Raw genomic sequence first — 24236 nt, 5'->3', positions numbered from 1 at the left:
CAAGTGATCCACCTCACTACATCGCATCGAGAGGCATTGCAATGTACGACTACGTCATCGTCGGCGCGGGTTCGGCAGGCGCCGTGTTGGCTGCCAGACTCTCCGAGGATCCGGCGGTATCGGTCGCCGTCATCGAAGCAGGGTCGGCCGACAGCGCCGACGAGATCCATATCCCGGCCGCGTTCGGCGCCTTGTTCAAGAGCGAGTGGGACTGGGATCTCGACACCGAACCCGAACCGCAGCTGGGCGGTCGGCGCGCGTACCTGCCCCGGGGCCGGATGCTGGGCGGATCGAGCTCGATGAACGCGATGATCTACATCCGGGGCAACCGTGCCGACTACGACGCCTGGGCCGCGGCCGGTGCCGAGGGTTGGTCCTACGACGATGTCCTGCCGTATTTCCAGCGAGCCGAGGACAACGAACGGGGCAAGGACGCCTATCACGGCGCCGGTGGACCACTGCGCGTCTCGGAGAGTCGTTCGCAGCACGCCATTGCCGGAGCCTTCGTCGAAGCGGCCGAGCAGGCCGGGTACGCGCGCAACGAAGACTTCAACGGCGCAACACAATTGGGCGTGGGCCGCTATCAGGTGACCCAGCGTGACGGCATGCGGTGCAGCACAGCCGTCGCCTATCTGCATCCGGCGATGACGCGGCCGAACCTGACCGTCATCACCGATGCGCTCGCCCAGAAGGTGCTGTTCGAGGGCGATCGGGCGGTCGGCGTCGAGATCAGCCGTGGCGGCGAGGTCGAGACGGTTCGTGCCGAACGCGAAGTCATCCTCTCCGGCGGCACCTACGGATCGGCGCATCTGTTGCTGCTGTCGGGCGTCGGTCCCGCCGATGAGCTCGCGCTGTTCCAGATCGAGGTGGTGCGCGACCTTCCGGTCGGCGAGAACCTGCAAGACCACTACATGACGCTGATCAACTACCGCACCGACACCGAATCGCTGATGACCGCGCTGTCGCCGGAGAACCTCGCGTTGTTGCAGGAGCAGGGCCGTGGTCCGCTCACCTCGAACATCGGTGAGGCGGGCGGATTCTTCGAGACGAGGTCCGGCCTGGAAGGTCCGGACGTGCAGTTCCACCTGGCACCGGTGCTGTTCCACGAGGAGGGACTCGGCGCACCCGTCGCGCACGGATTCGCCGTGGGACCCTGTGTGCTCCATCCGACGAGCGTCGGCAAGGTGATGCTCCGTTCGGCCGCGCCGACCACCGCACCGAGGATCGTGCACAACTACCTCGCCACCGACGAGGACCGGCGCAGCATTGTCGCGGGTCTGCGCATCGCCCTCGACATCGCGGGCCGGGCCGCCCTGGCCGAGCACATCACCGCGGACTTCGTTGCCCCCGAGTCGGATTCGGAGCAAGACCTGCTCGCCTTCGCCCGCCGATACGGCCAGACGCTGTATCACCCGACATCGACGTGTGCCATCGGGTCGGTCGTCGACAGCCGGCTGCGGGTGCTCGGCCTGCAGGGCTTGCGCGTCGTCGACGCGTCGGTGATGCCCACGGTCGTGCGCGGCAATACGAACGCGCCGACCATCATGATCGCCGAGAAGGCCGCCGACCTCATTCGCGAAGATGCCGTCGCCACCACCGGAGGAACGAAATGACCAGCACAGCAACGACAATCGACGCCGCGATCGAGGCATTGACCGAGGGCGCGGCGCGGTGGGCGGCGACTGCGCTCGCCGACCGTCGCCTGCTGCTGCAGCAGGTGCACGACCTGACCGAGCGACACGCGCAGGACTGGGTAGACATCGCCATCGGCATCAAGGGCCTGCCGAAGGATTCACCCCTGGTCGGCGAGGAATGGATCAGCGGCCCCTATCCGGTGATCACCGGCACCGGCGCGTTGATCGAAAGCCTCGCCGCGCTCGACGCCGGTCGTAGCCCGGTCGACGGCTTCGAGGTCACCGCGGCGCCCGGCAACAGGTCGGCCGTGCACGTGCTCCCGCACGGGATCTTCGATCGGCTGCTGCTCAACGGCTTCACCGCCGAGGTGTGGACCAAGCCCGGCGTCGACGCCGCCACCGTCCGGGCACGAGCAGGTTCGGGCGCACGCGCACCACGCACGGCAGGCGGTGTCGGCGTCGTGCTCGGCGCCGGGAACATCTTCTCCATTCCGCCGCTGGACCTGCTGTACCAATTGATCGCGGACAACCGGGTCGTGGCATTGAAGCTCAACCCCGTCACCGATCCGCTGCTTCCGGTGTTCGAGCGCATTTTCGCCCCGCTGATCGATCGCGGGTTCTTGCGAATCCTCACCGGCGGTGCCGATGTCGGCACCGCGCTGGTCAACCATCCCGACGTGACCTCGGTGCACATGACCGGCAGCAGCAACACCCACGACGCCATCGTGTTCGGCCGGGGAGCCGAAGGCGCGCAACGCAAAGCAGCGAACACACCGCTGCTGACGAAACCGATCACCAGCGAACTCGGCGGCGTCTCACCCACCATCGTGATCCCCGGGCAGTGGTCGGAGGCGGATCTGAAGTTCCAGGCCGAACACCTTGCGACGCAGCGACTGCACAACAACGGGTACAACTGTGTCGCGTCCCAGGTCGCCATCGTGAGCGCGGACTGGCCACAGAAGGAGAAATTCCTCGCCGAGCTGCGTGCGGCGTTCGAGCGGGCACCGGGGCGACCGGCGTACTACCCGGGCAGCGAGAGTCGAGTGGCCAACGCGCGCAAGGAATATCCGCAGGCACAGAGCGTCGGCCCGAACAACGACCGCACGCTGGTGCTCGGAATCTCGCCGTCGAAGGACGAACCAGCGCTGCACGAGGAGTACTTCTCCCCCGTTTTCGGTGTCACCGAACTGCCCGGCACCGGGTCGGCGTTCCTGCGTGCCGCGGTCGAGGTCTCGAACGAGCAGTTCATCGGCACCCTGGGCGTGAACATCATCGCCCACCCGAAGACGCTGCGTCAGCTCGGCGCCGCGCTCGATGAAGCGATCGTCGACCTTCGATACGGCACCGTCGCGATCAACGCCTGGACCGGAGTCGGCTATCTGACCGCCCGCGCGAGCTGGGGTGCGTTCCCCGGCCATACCCTCGACGATGTGCAGAGCGGTATCGGCGTGGTCCACAACGCGCTGCTGATCGAAGATCCCGAACGCACTGTCGTCCGTGGGCCGTTCCGACCCGCGCCCAGGTCGATCACGCGCGGTGAATTCACGTTGGCGCCCAAGCCGCCCTGGTTCGTGACCAACAAGACCGCCGCCACCACGGGCCGTCTGCTGGCCTATTTCTCGGCGGCGCCGGGGTGGTCCAAGCTACCGGCGATCTTCGCCTCCGCCCTGCGCGGCTAGCTGTTCGCCGCAGCGACGAAACCCCGTTCCACCGGATCGACCGGCACCGAGATCCGGTGGAACGCTCTCGCGCGGGGGTCAGCGTTGCCGCACGGCGTCGTAAGCCCGCGGCAACGCCTCGCCGGAATTCATCGCCAGCAACGCTTGGTGCAAGTTCGCGCGCTGATCCTGATCCAGACCGTCGAAGAGGTCGTCGTTCAGCGTGCGGACGAGCTCGTCGGCCTGCTCGACGGCGCGCATTCCCTGCTCGGTGATCTCGACGAGAAACCGGCGGCGGTCGCGGTGATCGCGAATCCTGGCGGCCAGGCCCGCCGACTCCAGATGGTCGATCGCGGCGACCATGGTGGTCGAGTCGATGCGCAGCCGGGTTCCCAGTTCGAGCTGAGAGCTGGCCTGGTCGCCTGCCAGCACCTTCAAGATCATGAAGTGCCTGGTCCGCAAGCCCAGGGTGGCGAGCCGATCCTCGCTCACCCGGAACATCACCTGCCCGAGCTTGATCAGCAGGCAGCTGGTGTGGTCGGCGACCATGTCCGGGATCAACGGTTCGGTCACTGGTGGGAAACCTCGATTTCTGAGCTGGACAGCAGAGGCGATCGTAGTCGGCGCCACACCCGCGTCGGTCATCGGCAGCCATCATCACCGATAATCGCTACAGATAATAGTTCGTACTACTGATAGTCTGCCCGGCATGGCGTCAGAATTCATCCAGAAGATCGACCTTGCCGACAAGGTCGTCGTCGTCGCGGGCGGCACCAGCGGCATCAATCTCGGCGTGGCCGAGGACTTCGCGCGGGCCGGTGCTCGCGTGGCGGTGCTCAGCCGCTCCGCGGACAAGGTCGACGCGGCCGTCGAACGGCTGCGCGAGCTCGGGGCCGAAGCCTTCGGTGGGAGCGCCGATGTCCGCGACTACAGCGCGACCGAAGCCGTCCTGCGATCGGTGCACGAGCAGTTCGGCGACTTCGACGTCATGATCTCCGGTGCGGCAGGCAACTTCCCCGCCGCCGCCGTCGGCATGTCCGCCAACGGATTCAAGTCGGTCGTCGACATCGACCTGCTCGGCACCTACAACGTCCTGCGCGCGAGTTACCAGTTCCTGCGCAAGCCCGGCGCCTCCGTCATCAACATCTCGGCACCGCAGTCGGAGCTGCCGACGATCACCCAGGCGCACGTGTGTGCGGCCAAGGCCGGCGTCGACATGCTCACCAAGGTCCTGGCGATGGAATGGGGCCCGTTCGGCATCCGCGTCAACGGTGTGATCCCGGGCCCGATCGATGGCACCGAGGGCATGGCCAGGCTGGCCCCGACCGAGCAGGACCGGGCCCTGGTCACCGGCAGCGTCCCGCTGCGCCGCTACGGCACCCCCCGCGACGTCGCCAACGTCTGCCGCTTCCTCGCTTCCCCGCTGGCCGACTACGTCTCCGGTGTTGTGCTTCCCGCTGACGGCGGGTGGGTCCTCGGTGGCGCGTCGCAGGCGATGGGTGTCATCGGGCAGCCGCTCCTCGACGCCGCGCACCAGGGTCAGTAGCACCTGGGCGCGTCATGACCTGACCTCGTCCCAGAGGCGCAGGTAGACCTCGGCACCGCGAAAGACGTCGGCCATGATCTCCGGGCCGCCGAGAACACGGACCGCTTCGAGCCAGTCGGCGTAGGTTCCGTAGGTCGCGGTGCCGTCGGTGTTGATGTCGAAGGTGCGCTCGCCCCATCGTTCCCTGTCGAATGTCACCGCGCCGTCGTGGGAGACGAAGGGATATCGGATGGTGCCGGGTCCGAGCGGGCCGCCCTGGCCGGCGATGCCGTTCATATCCGAACCGAAGCCGAAACCGAACTCCGCGCCGGGCCGGGGCAGCACGCGGGCTTCCCGCCAGGCTTGGACGAAGCTCGCGGGCCCACCGGCATAGGGAGTCGCGAAACCACCTGCCGCATAGACCCGTTCGGTGGTGGTGGGCGAGTCCCAGCCGTGTGAGGACAGCACACCGGGGTAGCCACGCTTTTCGATGATCGTCATGACTTCCTCCGCGGTGGCTTCGCTGAGGTGATCTATCTCGATGAGAAAACCGTGGTCGATCATCGCGTTGATCAGGTACTCGCCGAGGTCGGTCAGCCCGCGCGCATTGCAGTGAGATCCCGCCGCGTACAGCGGCAGTGGTGCGCCGCCGAGCAGCGGGCCGGTGAGATCGGCGATGAACTGGTTGATATGACCGGCGAGCGGCACCGAGAGCTGGGTGCTGTCCTGTTCGGGTCCGGGACAGGGCTGGACGTTCCAGAACGTGCCGGTCTGCATGAAGTTGCCCGCGTTCACCAGCAGGCCGGTGACATCGTGATCCATTTTCGTGCCACCGAACGCGTTGTCGAACTTGTGTACCGGGAAGAAGCTGCTCACGCCGATGGCACGAAGTTCGGTGAGCCAGCGGTCGACGTCGGCTCGGCCGCACTCCGGTTGCCCGAGGAACACGCCACACCCCATCGGGTCGGACAACTCCATGCCGAGGACCACGGCGAGCTTGCCGGACGCGGCGACGTGGCGTGCTCGGGCCGGATCGGTGACGATGCGGAAGAAGCCCTGCCCGGGCCCACCGGCCTGGGCGTCGATGTAGTCCTGCAACGCCCGCAGGCTGTCGGCCTGCCTGCGCACCGAAGCCATGTCGTCACAGGGGTTTCGGCGATCGGTCATCATGGCGCACAGTGATTCGTTGTCCACCAGATCGACGGTCATCACGCGCAGGCCCGCCTTCCACGAGCGCTCGATGCTGGTCCAGTAGGTGCCTTCGGCGGTGAGAACCGACGGTTTCGGCCAGTCGCGGAAGGTAGGCCAGCCGCGGGTGTCGGAGGCGTGGAACGGTTCGCCGTGGTCGAGGAAGTCGGCGATCACACCGTTGGTGCCGGTGCGGTACTGCGCGCAATCGGGCAACGCGTAGCTCACTCCGTAGGGGTGCCACGGGCGGCCGCAGTGAAAGTTGCCGCCCATGAATTCGTAGGCGGTGACGTGCGCGTGCGCGTCGATGGCGCCCACGACCGCGCCGTCGGCGCCGACGCTGGGGCCCGGAGTTCCCTGGGCGCCGGTCTGTGCCTCGGGGAAGTCCGCGCACCCGGTGTCCTGGACGAACGTGGCGGGCGTGCTGGTCGCGGTTTCGCTGTTGCTGAGAACGAATCCGCTCGCACCGGTGCCGTCCACCTTCCATACCGCCGACGGCGTCGGGTTCGTCGCGGGGCTGATCACCCCCTGTCCGGCTGCCAGGACGTCGCCGTTACGACCGTAGAGCAGGTATTCGCCGAGCGCTGTAGCCCGCATCCGGTACGGCCCGGCTCCCGGGACCAACGGCCCTGTCGGCGTGTCGATTCGGTAGCAGCCGTCGACCAGCGAATAGCGGGTCTGTCCTGGATCAGCGGTGGCGTGCCCCGGCACCGCGAGACCTGTGGCGATCAGGGTGACGGCGAGTATCGGTAGGTACGTCGAACCTGCTGGTCCCCGACGGGAGATGGTGGAACGCAAGACTTCTCAATTCTGAACTAGAGGTATTTCACCTTTCTCGGTCAAAATACTATGGAACATAGTTTTTTGTGGCGGGTTCTCAGACCACCAGCGCGCTCACCAGTGCCGCACTCACACCGACCACGGCCACCGCCGCCGCAGGCGCGAGCAGCATCACGGCGACCAGCATCGTGATCGCCGTTCGGCGTGCGACCGCACGAGACTCCGGCGCGGCCGCCAGGCACTCGAGACGCATCGACAGCGAGTCATCGATCAACCGCAGCGACGTGCCCGGGATCGACGGCATGCGGGAGGCGACGGTATGCAGCGCCCCGGACAGCGCCCGCGAATCGGTCGAGGCCGCGGCCGACCGATCGGCGGCGAATTCGACCAAGGTGGCGACGGCTACCGGAGCCGCGGCGAAGAGCGGAATCCACGAAAAGGCTTGGGCGAGAACCTGACAGACGCCGAGAATGTGGTGATGGAACCCGCGCAGATGCGCGTGTTCGTGCGCGAGTACCGCACGCCACTGCGGTTCGGTCAGGCAGCTCCGCAGCCCGTCGGTGACCACCACGTACCCACCGCGCCCGGCGACGCTGTACGCCAGCGGAATCGGATGATCGAGCCGGACCAGTTTCGCCCCAGCCCCATCGACCCGGCCCACCATCTCGACCAACTCCCAGTGCTTGCGGCGCAGCGCGGCCCCGCGCCCCCGGTAGCCGACGACGATCCGTGCCAGCTGTCCGGTCGGTACGATCGTGGCGACCACGGCGATCGGCATGATCAGCCCCGCCGCCCAGGTGACGACCGCCGGTTCGACCGCGGCCAGACTGCGCACCACGGTGCCCGCCAACACATTTCCCGGCGGATCGCCCGGCCACGCCAATGCGATCACGGCCAGCACCCCACAGCCGATCGTCGCGACGAGCGCACCCAGCCACGCCACCAACCCGGCGACCGGGGCGGCGGTGAAATCGACCCGGGACAGGAACGCTGGAGCGAGCACAGCCAGCGCGATACCGGCCGCCAGCAACGCGGTCAGCAGGATCATGGTCCGCGCTCGTCGTCGGAGAGTCCCCGGCGCAGCGCCTCGACCTCGGGCGCACTGGCCGTGCGGACCAGATGCAACAGCACCGCGGGAGCGTCGGGGCTGGCGTCGAGGATCTCGCGCAGCAGATCGGTCGTCGCCTCGGCCCGGGTCCGGCTGGGCCGGTATCGATAGGAACGCCCGACCTTCTCGCGCCGCACCCACTTCTTCTCCCACAGGTGCGTCACCACGGTCAGCACGGTGGTGTACGCGGGAACCCGCTGGTCGTTGTCCAACCGATCCACCAGATCATGCACCGACAGCGCCGCCGAACTCTCCCACAGCACAGCCATCACCTGGCTCTCCAGCGCCCCGAGCCCCTTCATCACTCCCCCTCGTCCGCCGCGACAACACCACCGGACCGGATGCCGCCCGCCCAATTTACTATCGGACATAGTTTTTCGGACGACATGCTGTGAGATGTCCTCGGTCCGCCGAGGCGGCGATCACCGAGCTACGGCGCCGGCACCACAGTCGGCTAGGTTCGTGCCCATGAGCCGCACCACGACCGTCTTCGACAGCATCGACATCGCTGCCGATCCGGTGTCCATCTATCAGCAGGTCAGCGATCCGACACTGATGGGTCGGTGGAGCCCGGAGAACCGTGGCGCCAAGGTGGCCCAACCGCGCGAGTCCACTTATGTGGGAATGGAATTCGAAGGGTTGAACAAGCGTGGCGGTGCTCGCTGGGTGACCCGCTGCGTGGTGATCGCGGCCGAGCCGGGACAGCGGTTCGCGTTCCGCGTCGAGGCGATCGGCGTCCGGCGGCCATGGATCCGCGCGGGTATCGCGACCTGGGACTACCGGTTCGAGCCGGACGACGGTGGCACCCTGGTCACCGAGACCTGGCACGACGATCGCAAGTCATGGCCGGACGCGGCGGTTCAGGTCTTCGACCGGATCGCCACCGGCGGCGACACCTTCGTGGAATTCCAGCGCAAGAACATCCGCCGCACGCTGCGCAACCTCAAGCAGCACTTCGAGTCGAACGACTGAACGCGGGCGCCGGAGGGGCCTAACCGTCTTCCTACCGGTCGCCGTCAAGGCTCGCCGACGGCACGCCCGTCGTGGTGGGCACGGCGCCCGTCGTCGCCAGAATCGTCGCCGCGACCAGTTTCGGATCGTCGATCATCGGCACATGGCCGACGCCCGGCAAGATCTCGAAGCGGGCCCGCGGGAAGCGCTCCTGGGCGATGCGGCCATTGACCGCCGGCGGCAGGATCGCGTCCTTCTCCGACCAGGCCAGGGTGATCGGACACGGCAACTCCGACACCGACGCGATCTGCTCCCTGGTGTCGAGCACGTCTTCGGTGACCGTGCACCCGATGAGGTCGGCGGCCGCTGTCAGTGCTTGCGCCGGTGTCAAACGATCAGCGCGACAAGCGATATCGCGCAGCGCGAGCCGCCGGACCACCGCCGATCGCATGACCACCGGTTGAACCGGTCGCGACAGCTCGACCAGGGCGCCCAAGCGGCGCAGCTTCCTGACCGCGCCGGTCTGCCCATGGCCACCACCATCCCAGAACCCGGCAGGTGAGAGCGCGCAGACGCTCAATGCCCGACCCCGCAACGCGAGCTCGATGGCCATCCACCCACCGAGCGAGTTCCCCGCGAGATGAGCCTTCCCGATACCCCGCTCGTCCAGCATGCGCTCCGCCGCGTCAACGATGTCGCGCACCTTGACCGGACGCTCGCGCACCGCCGGCCCGCCCCGATGCCCGAGCGCTGTCAGCGCGACCACGTCGTGATGATCGGTCAGGCGCGGAACGACGTCCTCCCACGCCGCCGCCGACATGGTGACGCCATGGAACAGGACGACCGAGGACTTACCGGAACTCATGGGCAGATGCTACTCACCCCGGTCGCGCTGGGCCCGGTCGACGCGTTCGGCCTCGACGCGAGCCTTCGCCCCACAGACACCCCCCGATCGGCGGCGGCCGCAGCACACCCGCACTAGGAAGCGCCGGTGGCGAATTCGGCGAGACGAGTGGAGACCACCTCGGGTCTGCCGTCGTTCTGATGAGCCGCGGCAGTGAGGACGTCGATGTGGTTGTAGCCCGGGAGGTGGATCACTTCGTCCTGGGGGCTTCCCGAGTCCGCGACCGGGATACCGCCGCTGCTGCGGAAAGTCAGGATGGGGTTGCGATCCACGCCGTCGAGATGGATGTGATGAACGGCGAACGACGGTGCCGTCGTCTGTTGGAGGTCGAGGCTGAGACGGGTGGGGAAATACCATTCGGTGAAGTCAAGGGGTGGTTCGCACAGACTGCGGGCCAGTTCACCGATGGCGGTCACTTCGCTGGTCGAGGACGTGTAGTGGGCACTCAGTTCCGCTGTGTCGTCGTAGTCCGCCCAGCGATAGAGGGTATCCGGGTGGTAGACCGTCGGCGAAACCTTCGGTGCGTCGCCGAACATCCCCATCGCCAGCGGGCTCAGTGCGATCGAGTCCGGAAGGGGAAAGGATTTCGGGCCGATCGGGCCGCCGGTGGGGAAACCCACGCTCGCTTGGAGGAATCCGAGTGGTTGGGAATTGTCGTCGAGGATCGCGCCCAGCACAGCTTCGTTGGTGGCGTTCAGGTCACGCACATCCGGTTGTCCGGTGACGAACATGGCGGCGTCCTGGGAGAGCAGGGTTCGCAGGGTTGCGGCGACATTGGGATTGTCGGGCAGTCGTCGTACGAGGTCGTTGACGCCGTCGGGACTCAGTCTGGCCGCGAGGCCTGCCAAGGCGAGCAGATTGGTGGTTTCGGGATTGATCACCGCGGGCAGGCGTAAGACCGGCAGCGCGGTATCGAGTTGCAGCGATACGGCTTCCACCGATCCGGCAATCGGCGCGGGAAGCTCGGGGACCTGAAGGCCGCGCAGGCTCAGTCCGGCTTGAATGGTGGTGTCGAGCGCGAAATAGCCCGAGCACTGGTTATATCCGGCGTCATCGGTGGTTGCCGGATCCCCGTCGAAGTCCCACTCCGCGAAATAGCCGGTGACGAAGCCGCCCAGCGAATGGCCGCCGCACAGTATCTTTCGCTTGCGCACCGCTTGGTCGGGGAATTCGATCCGCAGCACGTCGTATTGGTCGCGCAGGGTTTGTGCGAGTCCCTGATCTCGCAACCACGCTGTTGCCGCACCGTCGGCATATCCGCTGAACCGGCGACCGTCGGCCTCGGCGCCGCGGAAGTAATAGTCCGCCGCGGTATCGAACGATCCGGTCCGTAAGGCCGCGGCGACCCCGGTGTGGTCCTCCAAGCAATTCGACCGACGATCCAGTGCCCAGAATTCGATGTATCGTCCCGACTCCGCCGCCGACGCGACAGTGTTGCGCGCCACACTGTCGAAGGCGCCAGCCCCCTCGAAGACGCCGGGTTGCGCGACCAGGACACGCTCGGCGTCGGCCGAGGACCGCGGTCCGTCGATCGCCCGCCACCGCAGATACGACAGGGTGTCGCACGCCTGCGGATGCGGCAGGCTGCCCGGCGGCAACGGCACCGCGAGAGTGACTTTCGATGCGACGACCGACGTCACCGGCGACGAAGTCGAGTACACCGTTTCCGTGCGGACGGGCACCTCACCGCTCGCGACCGGGGCTGCGGCAGACACGCCGATTCCGGCCATCGCCAATGCTGTCACCAATGCCGAGACGCTGTTTCGCCGAAGTCGCATACGAACATTCCCTTATTCACGGTCACCGATATCGGACCCTGTCCCACTGTGAGGCAACCGGAATAGGCCCGCACCTGTTTTCGATCACAACAGCGAGCCCATCTCCAAGGCCGCTGAAAATGCGTGGACCGGCGGCGCACAAGTCCGTCGCATCGTCTGGGAACCCGGCAGCGTTCGCCTGCGTCGATGGTCGCGCTGATGGCTCCGTCTCCTGCCGCGCCGGCGCCACGGACCTCGGCGATGACCGCCTGAACCTTGGCTTCGGCCCGGATCTCGTCGACAGTATGCGGCGCGTCCTCGGTGAACGGACTGCCGATACTCGACGACGCAGCCACCGGCGTATAGAACCCTCGCCGATTGTTTGGTTGACTGGCCCTGTGGTTTCCACGAGCACCATCACCAGCATCCGCACCCTCGACGGCCTGCACCTGGCAGGCACCATCGTCACCCCTGACCAACCGCCGGCTCACGCCGCGCTGCTGGTGCACGGTGGTGGTGTCACCCGCGAGGAGGGTGGCTTCTTCACCCGGCTGGCGGATGGGTTGGCCGAGTCCGGGGTTGCCTCGCTGCGGTTCGATCTGCGTGGTCACGGGGACAGCGAGGGCCGACAGGAAGAACTGACGCTGTCGACGATCCTCAACGATATCCGGGTTGCGCTGGCGGCACTGCGGGCATCCACCGGTGCCGCGGCGCTGAGCCTGCTCGGAGCCAGCTTCGGCGGCGGCATCTGCGCCTATTACGCTGCCAAGCGTCCTGACGAGCTGACACGGCTGGTGTTGCTCAATCCTCAGGTCGACTACAAGAAGCGCACTATCGATAGCCGTCCGTACTGGACGAACGAGGTCATCAGCGACGAAGCCGCCCAGGAGCTGAACCAGGCCGGTGCCATCCAGTTCACCCCGTCGCTCAAACATGGTCGCCCACTGCTCAACGAGGTGTTTTGGCTGAAGCCCAACGAAGTCCTCGGCGAGATCCGAACTCCCACCCTGATCGTCCACGGTAACGCCGACACACTCGTGTCGATCGACGGCTCCCGCCAGGCCCTCGACCAGTTCACCGCCCCGGTCGAGCTGGTCGAGGTCGACGGTTCGCAACACGGCTTCGCCGTCCACGACGATCCGCAGTACCTGAACCCGAAGAGCCAGCAGTATCAGGTATTCGTCATCGAGACCGTGGCCCAGTGGCTCACCACCGGTTCATCGGGCAGGAGCTAGCACCTCGTGCAGGGCACGAACACTGGCGCGGTTCCGCCACGGCTCGAGCACCCGCAACACTTCGATGATCACGTTCATCGTTCGTTCTGAGCGCGTCTCGCGGGCAACCTTGACGGCGGTAGTGGCCAGGGATGCAGCTTCATCCGGTTCACCGCTGAGGGCGAGGGCGTTGGCCTGCCGGGCGCTGAAGAAGCCGCTGTCGCGCCGAGACAACCCGTTGCCTGCCAGCACCGTGCCGAACATCTCCACGGCCCGCTGCGGTTTGCCTGCCTCGGTGAAACAGGTCGCCGAGCGCAGTTGCAGGGTTCCTTCGTTGAAGTAGGTGCCGAACAGTTGGTCGTCGTCAGGGTGGGTTCGGGTCAGCAGTTCGGAAGCTTCGCCGAGGTACTGCTCGACCGCGATCGCCGATTCGCCGATCATGGCCAGCCCCAGGGCTTCTTGCTGTACCACCTCGGCCCGAACACGGGCAGGCAACTGCCACGGCCCCTGTTCGGCAGCCTGCGCCAGCCCCAACACCGCAGCGGCATCCTTGGACTCGTAGGCCATCTGCGACTTCTTGAGCAGGACGTAGCCCTGCATGGGCAGACTGCCCGCCGCCTGCGCCCACTCCATCGCTCGGTCGTACAGGAAGGTAGCCGTGACCGGATCGTAGAGATCGCGGTACAGCCAGCCCGCGAATTCGGCACCATCGGCGCCAACCGTCAGCAGTGACCGACGAATATCGGGCCGCACGTCCTTGCTGTGCCGCGTGATCGCACCGAGAAGCGCCAGCATCAGGGGCAATGCCCCAGTCGGGCCACGTTGGCCGTCATCGGCCTTGCACCGGGCGAGCTGATCGCGGAAGAACTCGACCACCGAACCGTCGAAGTAGCGATAGGCATCATCCAGTGCCAGTGCGATCTGCCCGAGGTCGCCGGTGTGGCTGGCAGCTGGTGGTGTCCCTCGGCCACCGGCGAGGAGCCACCGCGCGAGACGAAGACCTGCATCGCCGTCGTGGTGGTCAGATGCGGTGGCTTCGTCCTCGTCTGCCAGGCGCAACTTGAACCACAACAACTCAGCCGGAATGCGTAGCGCCTGCGCCCACTGGGTGAGGCGCGAAAGATGTTCGGGGGCGGGGCCTTTCTCGATCCTGCTCAGCTGGGCTTGGGTCAGGCCGAGCCACGAGGCGATCAGTTCCTGTGGCAGAACGCGACCATGGTGCGGATGTAGCCGATAGGCGTAGATGACCCGGCCGATATGCCAAGTAGACAGCGCATCTCGCATTTGGTCGGTTTGCCAGAATCCGGCGGGTACCTGAGGTGGGTGAGCCAGTTGTTCGCGAAAGGCGAGATCGCAAGGATGACAGAATTTCTGGGCGTTGTGACTGCTGAGTCTGTTCCCACAGTGAGCGCAGTAACGCTGCGTTCTGGGTGCCCGCGTCATGACTTGCTACTCCCGGATTCGCTCGGGTGATGCCATTTCCCCTGGTCAGGTGGACCGTACCAGCCCATGATCAGGGGCGCTATACGTTTCATGCATACCTCGACACTCCCTGCACTAAAGGGCTTTTCGGGCTCAAGGGGCGGTGTCAGAGGCAGCGAGCAGAAGCCCCGGCCATACGCCCGGCGCATACGCCGGGGCGAAGTCGCGGCATACCGCCGGGGGGCTTCGGCGACAAGGCTGAGGCAGGTATCCGGCACCGGGCGACGCCGCGAATCCCTTTCGCGGCGCACCGGTCTGCCCGTGGGTGGCAGGGCGGTGGCGAAAGCCCCGGTGCCGGGTGCGTCCAAATCCCGCCACTGAAGCTGCTGAACCGGAGACGCTATGCCCAGCCAGTCCAAGCTCGACATGTCGCCGACGAACTGACTCGAGGCCGCCCGCAGTTCGTCGTGACGATCGACGACGAACTTCACCGCGAACTACCACCCCTCCCGTGCGCCAGGCTCTGGGATTGAAGTTCGCCAGCAGCTCGCAAGTGCCCGCCATACTTACCGCTATCTCGAATCGAAGGGCGATCCGCCATGTCTACGCCAGATCCGAACGCGCAGAACATGTTCGTGGATGCCGCGGGCCTGCTGGCCGAGCACATGTGCCAGGTGCAGCTCCTCGGCTTGACCTTCACCCGCGCGTTGGAGCTTCAGGCGCTGCACAACCAGCACCGACCGGACGATTGCCGTGTGCATTTGCAGGTGGCGGGATGGCTGTGGGAATGGGGGGCGGGATGAGGTAATCGGCCTCTGCGGAAATGCATCCGCAGAGACCGGGTGTCCTTGTTACGTCACGATCCGTAGCGGATTTTCGACGAATTCCGTCAGGGTTGCCAGGAATTGGGCCGCGACCGCGCCGTCGATGGCCCGGTGGTCTGCGGACATGGTGACGCGAAGGATCTTGCGGGCGACCACTTCGCCGTTGTCGAGGCGGAGTTCGTCGGCCGCCGCTCCCACGGCGAGAATCGCGGATTCGGGCGAGTTGATCACCGCGGTGAATTGTTCGATGCCGAACATGCCGAGGTTGGAGATGGTGAAGGTGCCGCCCGACATGTCCTCGGCGCGGAGCTTGCGATCGCGGGCGCGGGTCGCCTTGTCGCGGCTCTCGGTCGCGATCTCGGAGACGCTCTTGCGGTCGGCGTCACGGATGACCGGGACGAGGAGTCCGACCGGGGTCGCCACCGCGACGCCGATGTGGATTCCTTGGTGGCGCAACAGCTTGTCGCCCGCGAAACTCACGTTGACCGAGGGATCCTTGCGCAGTGCAGTCGCGACCGCCTTGACGAGCAGGTCGTTCACGCTGACCTTGCTCTCGCCCGCCGCGTCCAGGGTGGCGTTGATCCGCGCGCGGAAGGCGAACAGCTCGGTCACGTCGATCGCGCTGGTCAGATAGAAGTGCGGCGCCTGCTGCTTGCTCTCGGTGAGCCGAGTTGCCGATACGCGCTGAATGTTGGTCAGCGCGACCTCTTCGAACTCCCCTGACGCCGGAACAGACTGCACGGCAACCGCACTCGCCTCAGGTGACGGCGTCGAGATGTCAGCGGGCGCCGCGACGCTGTGGGCCGCCTCCACGTCTCGTTTGGTGACCCGCCCACCAGGGCCGGTACCCACGACGGAGTCCATATCGACCTGCAACTCGCGGGCGATCTTGCGAGCGAGCGGCGAGGACTTGACCACGACCCTCGGCGAGACCGAGACGGGCTCACTGTGCGAACTACGTTGTGGTGCAGAGTCTCTGGCAGGAGAGTTGACAGCGGATGGCACGGCAACGGATGGCGTCACCGCAGCAGCGGCACCGGAATCCGCCGTCGAGGTGGTGCCGTCGCCGACGATCGCGATCGGCTCACCGATCGCGACCCGAACGCCCGGCTCGGCGAGGATCTTCTCGAGCACTCCGTCGTCGTAGGCTTCGAGTTCCATCAGCGCTTTGTCGGTTTCGATCTCGGCGACGATCTCGCCGCGGGTGATCTGGTCGCCGACCTGTTTGAGCCAGGCGGAGACGACGCCGTCCTCCATGGTGTCGGAGAGCCGGGGCATGACGATTTCGGGCATGATCTTGTCCGTCCTGTTCCTGGTTCTCAGCGCCGCCGGCCGACAGCGGCCAAGGTTTCCGTCACGGCGGTATAGAGCGATTCCGCGGACGGCAAGGCGAGCTTCTCCAGCGGCTTGGCATACGGCAGCGGGATCTCGGCCATCGCGACACGGCGGACCGGCGCGTCGAGATAGTCGAAGGCACCGTCGGAGATAGAGGCCGCGATTTCCGCGCCGATGCCGTAGGTGAGCCAGTCGTCCTCGCCGATCACCGCGCACCCGGTCTTGCGGACCGAGGCCACGATGGTGTCGCGATCGAGCGGACGCAAGCTGCGCAGGTCGATCACCTCCACCGAAATCCCCTCGCCGGCAAGACGTTGCGCGACCTCGGTCGCGACGGTGGCCATCCGGGAGTAGCCGATCAGCGTGATGTCGGTACCCTCCCGGGTGACCGCCGCCTTGCCGATCTGGACAGGCGCAAGATCCTCGGGCACTTCGCCTTTGGTGTTGTAGAGCGACAGATTCTCCAGGAACAACACCGGATCGTCGTCGGCGATCGCGGCCTTGAGCAGCGCCCGCGCATCAGCGGGAGTACTGGGCGCCACGACCTTCAGACCGGGCACGAAGGCGTAGTACAACTCGATGTTCTGCGAATGCGTCGCCCCGAGTTGCTGGCCGCCGCCACCGGGAGTCCGGATCACCATGGGCACATTGGTCTGCCCGCCGAACATGCCGTAGATCTTCGCGGCGTGGTTGACGATCTGGTCCAGCGCCAGCAGCGAGAAGTTGATCGTCATGATCTCCACGACCGGGCGCAATCCGAGCATCGCGGCGCCGATCGCCGCACCGACGAAACCTTCCTCGGCGATGGGGGTGTCGCGTACTCGCTTCTCGCCGAACTCCTCGAGCAGACCGGCGGTGATCTTGTAGGAGCCTTCGAAGACGCCGATCTCCTCCCCGATCAGAAAAACGTCGTCATCGCGTCGCATCTCTTCACGCAGGGTCTCGCGCAGCGCTTCGCGATAGGTCATGACAGGCACAGTGGGAGTCCTCAGTGGGTGAAGAGCGGATCGGCGGGCAGACGGCGGGAATCGCCCGGCACCGGGGTGGCGTAGGTGTAGTCGAACAGACTCGACGGCTCCGGATGCGGGCTCGCGTCGGCGAATTCGACGGCGGCGGCGACACCGTCTGCCACCTCACGGTCGAGATCGGCCAGCGACGCTTCGGTGAGCACACCGGCGGCGAGCAAACGCCGCTGCCACAACACGATCGGATCGTGTTCACGCACCGTGGCAACGGTTTCGGTGCTGCGGTACTTGGCCGGGTCGACCACCGAATGACCCTTGAGCCGGTAGCTCACCGCTTCGAGCAGTGCGGGTTTACCCTCCCGGCGGGCACCTTCGATGAGTTCGCTCGCCAGGTCGCGCACGGCCAGCACATCGGTACCGTCCACCCGTTCCCCGCGCATGCGATAGGCCGCGGCGCGCTTCCACAGATCCGGTTCGGCCGAGGACTTCTCGACCGTGGTCCCCATGCCGGTCTGGTTGTTGATCACCAGGAACACCACCGGCAGCCGCCACAGCGCCGCGATGTTGAGCGATTCGTGGAAGGCGCCGATATTGGTGGTGCCCTCCCCCATCTGGCACACCACGACGTCGTCGCCGTCGTTGTAGTCGATAGCCAGCGCCGCGCCGATCGCCAGGGGAACCTGTCCGCCCACGATGGCGTAGCCGCCCAGCAGCCGGGTCGCGGTGTCGTACATGTGCATCGAGCCACCCCACCCCTTGGAGGTGCCGGTGGAGCGGCCGTAGAGCTCGGCCATCACGCGGCCCGGTTCGATGCCCTTGGCCAGCGCGTATCCGTGTTCGCGATAGTTGGTGAACAGGTAGTCGGTGGGGCGCATCGCCGCGCCCAGGCCGACGACCGTTGCTTCCTCGCCGAGGTTGAGATGGCAGTAGCCGCCGATCTTGGCCTGCTGGTAGCTCTGTGCGGTGCGCTCCTCGAAGCGCCGGATGAACAGCATGTCGCGGTAGAGACCACGCAGGGTCTCGGGATTCTCGGCCGCGACAGCGGAGTCGACATCCGAAGCGGGCGCGGCGGTTTCGGCCGGCTTGCGGGCGGGCTTGCTCCGCGCGGTGGTCGTGGTCATGTCGAGCTCCTCAACGCTTGCGTGGCGCGATGTGTACCGGCAGTCCGAGTCCGGCCATGGCCGCCTCCATGCCGATTTCGCCGAGTGTGGGGTGGGCGTGGATGGTGTCGGCCAACTCGTCGAGCGTGGCTTCCAGCGAGATCGCCAGCGCGCCTTCGGCGATCAGGTCGCTGGCGGACGGGCCGATGATGTGCACGCCGAGCACTTCCTGATGCGCTTGCCCCGCCACGATTTTGATGAACCCCTCGGTCTCGCCGAAAGTCTTGGCCCGGCCCAATGCCGCGAACGGGAACTTGGCGGTGATCACCTCGTGGCCCGCCGTGCGGGCGGCCTCCTCGGTGAGACCGACACTCGCGATCTCCGGGTGGGTGAAGGTCGCGGCCGGGATGACGGTGTAGTCGATGTGGGCGTCGTGCCCGGCGATCACCTCGGCCGCGGTGATGCCCTGGTGGGAGGCAACATGGGCGAGCAGGGCCCGGCCGGTCACGTCGCCGATGGCGTAGACGTGCTCTACCCCGGTTCGAAGCCGGTCGTCGACTTCGATGAAACCGCGCGCGTCCGTGGCGATTCCGGCCACATCGAGACCGAGTTCGGCGGTGTTGGGGCGTCGCCCGACGCCGACGAGGACGACATCGGCGTCGAGTTCCTGTGCCGCTGGGCCGCCGACCGATACCCGCAGCGCGTCGCCCTCGGTGATCGCCGTGACGGTGGCGCCGGTGAGGACGGTGATGCCACGCTTGCGGAACGAGCGGCCGAGTGCGTCGCCGATCTCCTTGTCCTCCAACGGAACCAGGCGGTCCTGCATCTCCACGACCGTGACCTGGCTGCCGAACGTGGCGAACAGACTGGCCCATTCCGCGCCGACCGCGCTGCCGCCGATGACCACCAACCGTCGCGGTACCTCGGTCAGCCCGAACGCGCCGTCGGAGGTGACGACGCCGGGCAATCCCGCGCCCGGGATCGGTAGCCGCGCGGGCACCGAACCGGTCGCGACGATCACGTCGCGCGCGTTCACCCGGCGAATCGCCGTTCCGGCGGGCGCGGCGTAGCGGGGGCCGCCGTCGAAGATCGGTGAGGCGCCGACTTCGTGGACCTCCACGACAGTCGGTTCGACGAACCGGGCATGACCCTCGATGACCGTGACACCATTGGCCTTCAGCAAGCCGGCTACACCGTCGGTCAGTTCTTTGACGATGGAGTCCTTGCGCTGGCGCACCGCGCCGAAGTCGTAGCGCACATTGTCGGCGAGAACGCCGAATTCCGCTGCGGTGGTGAGAGTCTGGAAGACCTCCGCCGAGCGGAGCATCGCCTTGGTGGGAATGCAACCCCAGTTCAGGCACACGCCGCCGGGGCGTTCCTTCTCCACCACGCAGACCTTCAGGCCGCGTTGCGCGGCACGGATGGCGGCCACGTATCCGCCCGGCCCACCACCGATCACCAATAGATCGAATTCCAGCACTCGTGGTGCTCCTCAGCTCGAACGATCAACCCATCCACGGTCGTGGCTTGGATCATCCGTCGAGTCTCACGGTCCACAAATGCACAAACAACCAACCGACAGCCCAGAATTCGGGCCCCAAAAATGGGCGCTGCGCCCAATCGGTCACGGTTGCGGGATGGCTCAGCCGGGTGGGTTCACGCCCATCTCCAGCGCGGCCAAGGCGAGGGAGAGTTCCAGGTAGGACCGCTGTCCTTCCAGTCGCCGACCCAGCAGGGCGGAGATTCGCTGGAGCCGGTTGATCACGGTGTTGCGATGGCAGTGCAGTCGCGGCGCGGCATTCGCCGCCGAGCAGTTCTCTTCGAGCCAGATCGCCAGGGTGCGCAACAGGATCTCGCGCTCTTTGGCCGGCAGTTCCAGCACCGGGCCGAGGGTGCGCGCGACCATGAGCGCGGTCAGGTCGGGAGAGCGCAGCAACAACGCTTCGGGGTAGCGCTGCTCCAACGACACCAGACCCCGTGCTGTCGCGGGCAGGGTCTCCAAGCCGAGCATCGCCAGCGCGTGGCCCGTCTCGATCTGCGCCAATCCCTGCACCACCGGTGACGCCGCTGCCCTGCCCCGGATCCGGCTTCCCACCTGGTCCAGCACAGCGGAACCGTCTCGCTGCTCGAGCGAGACCAGCCCCACCATGGTCTCGACGCGGTCGTGCCAGACCGACCGAATGCCCATGGCCGCCAACGCGGTCTCGGTGCCGAACTCCACGTGCGGACGATCACCGCGCACCGCGACCACCAGATACCCACCGTGGGCGGGCAAGTTCAGCTCGCGCGCCGCCCGCGCGGCGAAAGTCGCGTCGCGTGCGCTGCCCGCCAGCAGGTCCTCGATCACGCCGTGCCGTCGCCGCTCGTCGCGACGAACCTGCTCCAGTTCGGTGCTGCGATAGGAGGTGACCAGCGACGACGACATGCCGTCGATGGCCGACCAGGTCGCCACTCCGATCTTGCGGACCTCACCGGGCGGGAGTTCGCCGGCCTTGTCGAGCAGCGCCTCCCACACGATCTGACCGCCGAGCCGGAACGTCCGCAACATGACCTCCAGGGGCACGCCCTGCGCGGCCCGATTGCGGCCGATGGCGGCGGCGACATCGTCGCGATCCGGGCCCGTCACGTCACCGGCGACCAGATCGAGCACCCTGGTCAGATAGCGGCAGCACGCATGGTGCAGGTCCTCCCGGCTCACCGGCGAGTAGTCGGTCCACTCCGGGATATCGGTGAAGATCGCGGCGATCAACTGCCTGGTCAGCGCGGGAATCTCGGTTCGGCACGCGGCCACCAGCTCCCTCGTACCCACCGAGGGAAGGGTGTGCTTGGATCTCGCGGCCATATCGCTAGACGCTACGCCCGCTCCCGGCTCGCCCGGAACGAGCCGATCACCGCATCCCCGAACCGACCGACTCCGCAGTCCCGCCGCCTCTGGCACAGACAGCCGCGTCGTTGCCGCAGTGGCAGCGGCAGGCGGGCCATAGTGGTCGGATGGGTAACCAGTCCACGATCGCTACCGCGTTCCAACCCCTGCTGCGAGCCACGCTGGGCCCCCGCCCCGCGGTGGGGTTCGAGTTCTGGGACGGCAGCACGATCCATCCCGACGGGGAAAGTCCCGGCACGATGCGCGTGCGCTCCGAGGACGCGCTACGTCACCTGGTCTGGGCGCCGGGTGAGCTCGGCTTGGCGCGTGCTTTCGTCTCCGGCGCGGTGGATCTCGACGGCGATATCTTCACGATGCTGCGAGCACTCCAGTCGACCGCGCCGAACGATGCCCGCCTCGGTCTCGGGGCGACATGGCAGGCCATCGGCGCGGCGCGCCAGCTCGGGGCGCTCGGTCGCCGCCTGGAACCGCCGCCGGAGGAAGCCCGTCCGCAGCGCGGACCCCTGCACACCAAGCGGCGCGATGCGGCGGCGATCAGTCATCACTACGACGTCAGCAACGACTTCTACCGGCTGGTGCTCGGACCGAGCATGACCTACTCCTGCGCGCGGTTCGTGCCGGACGACGACGGCTCGCTCGAGGCCGCCCAGCGAGCCAAGCACGACTTGATCTGCCGCAAATTGGGCCTGGCCGAGCAGTCGGGTATGCGCCTGCTCGACGTGGGATGCGGCTGGGGGTCCATGGCGATCCACGCGGCGTCGACCTACGGCGCGCAGGTCGTCGGCGTCACCATCAGCAGCGCCCAGGTCGAGCTCGCCCGCAAACGCGTCGCCGAGGCGGGGTTGTCGGACAGTGTCGAGATCAGGCTTGCCGACTATCGGGACCTGCGCGGCGAGCAGTTCGACGCCATCTCCTCGATCGGCATGTTCGAACACGTCGGCTCCGGGCGCGCCGCCGAATACTTCGACACTCTGCGCGCACTGCTGCACCCGCGCGGACGGCTGCTCAACCACGCCATCTCCTCGCCGGGCGGATCCGTCATGCGCAATCGTTCCTTCATCGGGCGCTACGTCTTCCCGGACGGCGAACTCGTCGATGTGGGCGAGGTCGTGCTCGCCATGCAACGCGCCGGATTCGAGGTCCGTGACGTCGAAGCCCTGCGCGAGCACTACGAACGTACCCTCCGCCAATGGGTCGCGAATCTGGAAAACGAGTGGGAACAGGCGGTTTCGCTCGTCGGCGATGGGCGAGCCCGAATCTGGCGGCTGTACATGGCCGCCTCCGCGCTGGGCTTCGAGGACGGCGGACTCGGGATTCACCAGGTCCTCGGCGTGGTGCCCGAAGCGACAGGCAAGGCCGAGATGCCCGCGACACGACGCGACTGGGGATAGTCCGCGCGGGTCAGCGCACGGCAACAGCTCGCACAACGATCACCATCCCGATATTATGAATCATTTATGCATCGAACAATGCCGATGACGAGCACAGGGAACGGGTGATGAGCATGCGGTGTGTGGTGTTCGGCGCGACCGGCTACATCGGTGGACGTCTGGTGCCCGAGCTGATCCAGGCCGGCCATCAGGTGCGAGTGGTGGCTCGCACCCCGGAGAAGTTGGCCGAGGTTCCGTGGCGGGATCAGGTCGAGATCGTCCGTGGCGATGTCACCGACGATGACGAGGTGCGCGCCGCCGTCGCCGACCAGGAGGTCGTCTACTACCTGGTGCACTCGTTGGCCCGGGACGACTTCTCCGACATCGATCGCGAGGCGGCGCGGCTCGTCGCGGCCGCGTCGAACTCAGCCGGTGTCCGCCGCATCGTCTATCTCGGCGGCATCATCCCCGAGCACGCGACGCTGTCACGCCATCTCGCCTCCCGCGCCGAGGTCGGCGAAATTCTGCGCGAATCCGGCGTTCCCACAGCGGAACTGCGCGCCGCGGTGATCATCGGATCCGGTTCGGCCAGTTTCGAGATGCTGCGATACCTGTCCGAACGCCTGCCCGCGATGATCACCCCGCGATGGGTGCACAACCGGATCCAGCCCATCGCCGTTCGGGACGTCCTCTACTACCTGGTGCAGGCCGCGGAGTTGCCCGCCGACGTCAATCGCTCGTTCGATATCGGCGGGCCCGACGTCATGACCTACTTGACCATGATGCGTGAATACGCTGTGGTAGCCGGGCTCACTCGTCGTGTGGTGCTGCCGGTTCCGGTGCTCACGCCGTGGCTGTCGGCGCAGTGGGTCAACCTCGTGACCCCTGTGCCACGAGCGCTGGCCGTACCGCTCATCGAGTCGCTCGTGCACGAAGTCGTGTGCGGCGAGCACGATATCGCCACCCACATCCCGGATCCCGCCGAAGGTCTCACCCACTACGCGCGAGCCGTGGAACTGGCGCTGACCCGTATTCGCCATGCCGACGTACCCACCCGCTGGTCCGATGCCAGCACATTCGGCGCACCCTCGGATCCGCTGCCCACCGACCCCGCGTGGTCGGGCGGCTCACTCTACGAGGACCTTCGTGAGCAGCACACCGACGCCGACCCCGAAACCGTGTGGGCGGTGATCGAAGCCATCGGCGGCGAGAACGGCTGGTACTCCTTCCCTCTCGCCTGGTCGCTGCGCGGCTGGATCGACCGTGTCACCGGCGGTGTCGGGTTACGCCGCGGCCGCAAGAACCCCCGCCACCTGCACTCGGGCGAAGCCTTGGACTGGTGGCGCGTCGAATACATCGACCGGCCCCATCTCCTGCGGCTGCGCGCCGAGATGCAGCTCCCGGGACTGGCGTGGCTCGAACTGGGTGTGGAATCGGACCCGACCGGCGGCTCCCGCTATCGGCAGCGGGCCATCTTCCAGCCGCACGGTCTCGCCGGGCACCTCTACTGGAAAGCGATCACGCCGTTTCACAACGCCGTGTTCGGCGGCATGGTCCGCAACATCACCGGCACCGCCGAACACGACCCCGCCGACGGCGCGGTGCCGTCCAGCTGAC

General features: G+C 66.8%; 20 protein-coding genes. 8 read left to right on the top strand and 12 right to left on the bottom strand.

All coding sequences use genetic code 11. The annotated features are described in order from the left end of the window. Positions 1–41: 41 nt before the first annotated feature. Both ACFQ9R_RS08640 and ACFQ9R_RS08635 read left to right on the top strand, forming a co-directional pair. The gene (locus tag ACFQ9R_RS08640; RefSeq protein ID WP_378989726.1) at positions 42–1613 is read left to right on the top strand and encodes a GMC family oxidoreductase; all 1572 of its coding nucleotides are present in this window, start codon (positions 42–44) and stop codon (positions 1611–1613) included. Further along, positions 1610–3313 (top strand): aldehyde dehydrogenase family protein, encoded by a 1704-nt coding sequence (locus ACFQ9R_RS08635; RefSeq protein ID WP_378989725.1) that lies wholly within the window; start codon positions 1610–1612, stop codon positions 3311–3313. Before ACFQ9R_RS08640 ends, ACFQ9R_RS08635 begins: the two co-directional genes overlap by 4 nt. Before the next feature lie 78 nt (positions 3314–3391). On the opposite strand, the gene ACFQ9R_RS08630 is transcribed toward ACFQ9R_RS08635, so the two are convergent. Continuing rightward, the gene (locus ACFQ9R_RS08630) at positions 3392–3865 is read right to left on the bottom strand and encodes a MarR family winged helix-turn-helix transcriptional regulator (protein ID WP_378630766.1); all 474 of its coding nucleotides are present in this window, start codon (positions 3863–3865) and stop codon (positions 3392–3394) included. A 136-nt stretch (positions 3866–4001) separates the two neighbouring features. Between ACFQ9R_RS08630 and ACFQ9R_RS08625 the strand changes: the two genes are divergently transcribed. Beyond that, a complete protein-coding gene (locus ACFQ9R_RS08625) occupies positions 4002–4838 on the top strand; it encodes an SDR family oxidoreductase (RefSeq protein ID WP_378989724.1) in 837 nt (278 codons plus the stop codon). Between the two features lie 12 nt (positions 4839–4850). Here ACFQ9R_RS08625 and ACFQ9R_RS08620 read toward each other — a convergent pair whose 3' ends face one another. The 3 genes from ACFQ9R_RS08620 to ACFQ9R_RS08610 form a co-directional block, all read right to left on the bottom strand. Further along, complete coding sequence (locus tag ACFQ9R_RS08620; protein ID WP_378989723.1) at positions 4851–6803, bottom strand: peptidase; 1953 nt, start codon at positions 6801–6803, stop codon at positions 4851–4853. A 79-nt stretch (positions 6804–6882) separates the two neighbouring features. Next, complete coding sequence (locus ACFQ9R_RS08615) at positions 6883–7833, bottom strand: M56 family metallopeptidase (protein ID WP_378989722.1); 951 nt, start codon at positions 7831–7833, stop codon at positions 6883–6885. Further along, complete coding sequence (locus ACFQ9R_RS08610) at positions 7830–8195, bottom strand: BlaI/MecI/CopY family transcriptional regulator (protein ID WP_378989721.1); 366 nt, start codon at positions 8193–8195, stop codon at positions 7830–7832. Before ACFQ9R_RS08610 ends, ACFQ9R_RS08615 begins: the two co-directional genes overlap by 4 nt. Positions 8196–8361: 166 nt before the next feature. Here ACFQ9R_RS08610 and ACFQ9R_RS08605 point away from each other — a divergent pair, with 166 nt between their 5' ends. Next, positions 8362–8865, top strand: coding sequence for an SRPBCC family protein (locus ACFQ9R_RS08605; protein ID WP_378989720.1), 504 nt, complete (start codon positions 8362–8364; stop codon positions 8863–8865). 31 nt (positions 8866–8896) lie between these two features. On the opposite strand, the gene ACFQ9R_RS08600 is transcribed toward ACFQ9R_RS08605, so the two are convergent. Both ACFQ9R_RS08600 and ACFQ9R_RS08595 read right to left on the bottom strand, forming a co-directional pair. Further along, positions 8897–9709, bottom strand: a complete 813-nt coding sequence (locus ACFQ9R_RS08600; RefSeq protein WP_378989719.1) for an alpha/beta fold hydrolase — start codon at positions 9707–9709, stop codon at positions 8897–8899. A gap of 113 nt (positions 9710–9822) precedes the next feature. After that, the gene (locus ACFQ9R_RS08595) at positions 9823–11526 is read right to left on the bottom strand and encodes a hypothetical protein (RefSeq protein WP_378989718.1); all 1704 of its coding nucleotides are present in this window, start codon (positions 11524–11526) and stop codon (positions 9823–9825) included. Between the two features lie 119 nt (positions 11527–11645). Between ACFQ9R_RS08595 and ACFQ9R_RS08590 the strand changes: the two genes are divergently transcribed. After that, a complete protein-coding gene (locus ACFQ9R_RS08590; RefSeq protein WP_378989717.1) occupies positions 11646–12740 on the top strand; it encodes an alpha/beta hydrolase in 1095 nt (364 codons plus the stop codon). Here ACFQ9R_RS08590 and ACFQ9R_RS08585 read toward each other — a convergent pair. Then, positions 12723–14162: a helix-turn-helix domain-containing protein gene (locus tag ACFQ9R_RS08585; RefSeq protein WP_378989716.1), complete on the bottom strand. Its 1440-nt coding sequence runs from the start codon at positions 14160–14162 to the stop codon at positions 12723–12725. The genes ACFQ9R_RS08590 and ACFQ9R_RS08585 overlap by 18 nt on opposite strands. 578 nt (positions 14163–14740) lie before the next feature. Between ACFQ9R_RS08585 and ACFQ9R_RS08580 the strand changes: the two genes are divergently transcribed. Continuing rightward, on the top strand, positions 14741–14944 hold the full coding sequence (locus ACFQ9R_RS08580) for a hypothetical protein (protein ID WP_378989715.1): 204 nt from the start codon (positions 14741–14743) through the stop codon (positions 14942–14944). Positions 14945–14992: 48 nt separating this feature from the next. Here the strand turns inward: ACFQ9R_RS08580 and ACFQ9R_RS08575 are convergent, their stop codons facing one another. From ACFQ9R_RS08575 to ACFQ9R_RS08555, 5 genes are all read right to left on the bottom strand, one after another. Next, positions 14993–16258 carry a dihydrolipoamide acetyltransferase family protein gene (locus tag ACFQ9R_RS08575; protein WP_378989713.1) on the bottom strand — a complete coding sequence of 422 codons (1266 nt, stop codon included), beginning with the start codon at positions 16256–16258 and terminating at the stop codon, positions 14993–14995. Positions 16259–16284: 26 nt separating this feature from the next. Continuing rightward, complete coding sequence (locus ACFQ9R_RS08570; protein ID WP_378989712.1) at positions 16285–17268, bottom strand: alpha-ketoacid dehydrogenase subunit beta; 984 nt, start codon at positions 17266–17268, stop codon at positions 16285–16287. 20 nt (positions 17269–17288) lie between these two features. Then, positions 17289–18386, bottom strand: a complete 1098-nt coding sequence (pdhA, locus tag ACFQ9R_RS08565; RefSeq protein ID WP_378989711.1) for a pyruvate dehydrogenase (acetyl-transferring) E1 component subunit alpha — start codon at positions 18384–18386, stop codon at positions 17289–17291. A 10-nt stretch (positions 18387–18396) separates the two neighbouring features. Then, positions 18397–19845: a dihydrolipoyl dehydrogenase gene (lpdA, locus tag ACFQ9R_RS08560; RefSeq protein WP_378989710.1), complete on the bottom strand. Its 1449-nt coding sequence runs from the start codon at positions 19843–19845 to the stop codon at positions 18397–18399. 162 nt (positions 19846–20007) lie between these two features. After that, positions 20008–21207, bottom strand: a complete 1200-nt coding sequence (locus ACFQ9R_RS08555; RefSeq protein WP_378989709.1) for a PucR family transcriptional regulator — start codon at positions 21205–21207, stop codon at positions 20008–20010. Between the two features lie 149 nt (positions 21208–21356). Here ACFQ9R_RS08555 and ACFQ9R_RS08550 point away from each other — a divergent pair, with 149 nt between their 5' ends. Both ACFQ9R_RS08550 and ACFQ9R_RS08545 read left to right on the top strand, forming a co-directional pair. Beyond that, positions 21357–22640: a class I SAM-dependent methyltransferase gene (locus tag ACFQ9R_RS08550; protein ID WP_378989708.1), complete on the top strand. Its 1284-nt coding sequence runs from the start codon at positions 21357–21359 to the stop codon at positions 22638–22640. Between the two features lie 107 nt (positions 22641–22747). Further along, positions 22748–24235, top strand: coding sequence for an SDR family oxidoreductase (locus ACFQ9R_RS08545; RefSeq protein ID WP_378989707.1), 1488 nt, complete (start codon positions 22748–22750; stop codon positions 24233–24235). Position 24236 lies beyond the last annotated feature (1 nt).

This window comes from Nocardia sp. NPDC056541 (assembly GCF_042794235.1).
In the GTDB taxonomy this organism is placed as follows: Bacteria; Actinomycetota; Actinomycetes; order Mycobacteriales; family Mycobacteriaceae; genus Nocardia.
The sequence above is the reverse complement of the archived record's forward strand: the minus strand, read 5'-3'. Positions and strand labels throughout refer to the sequence as shown.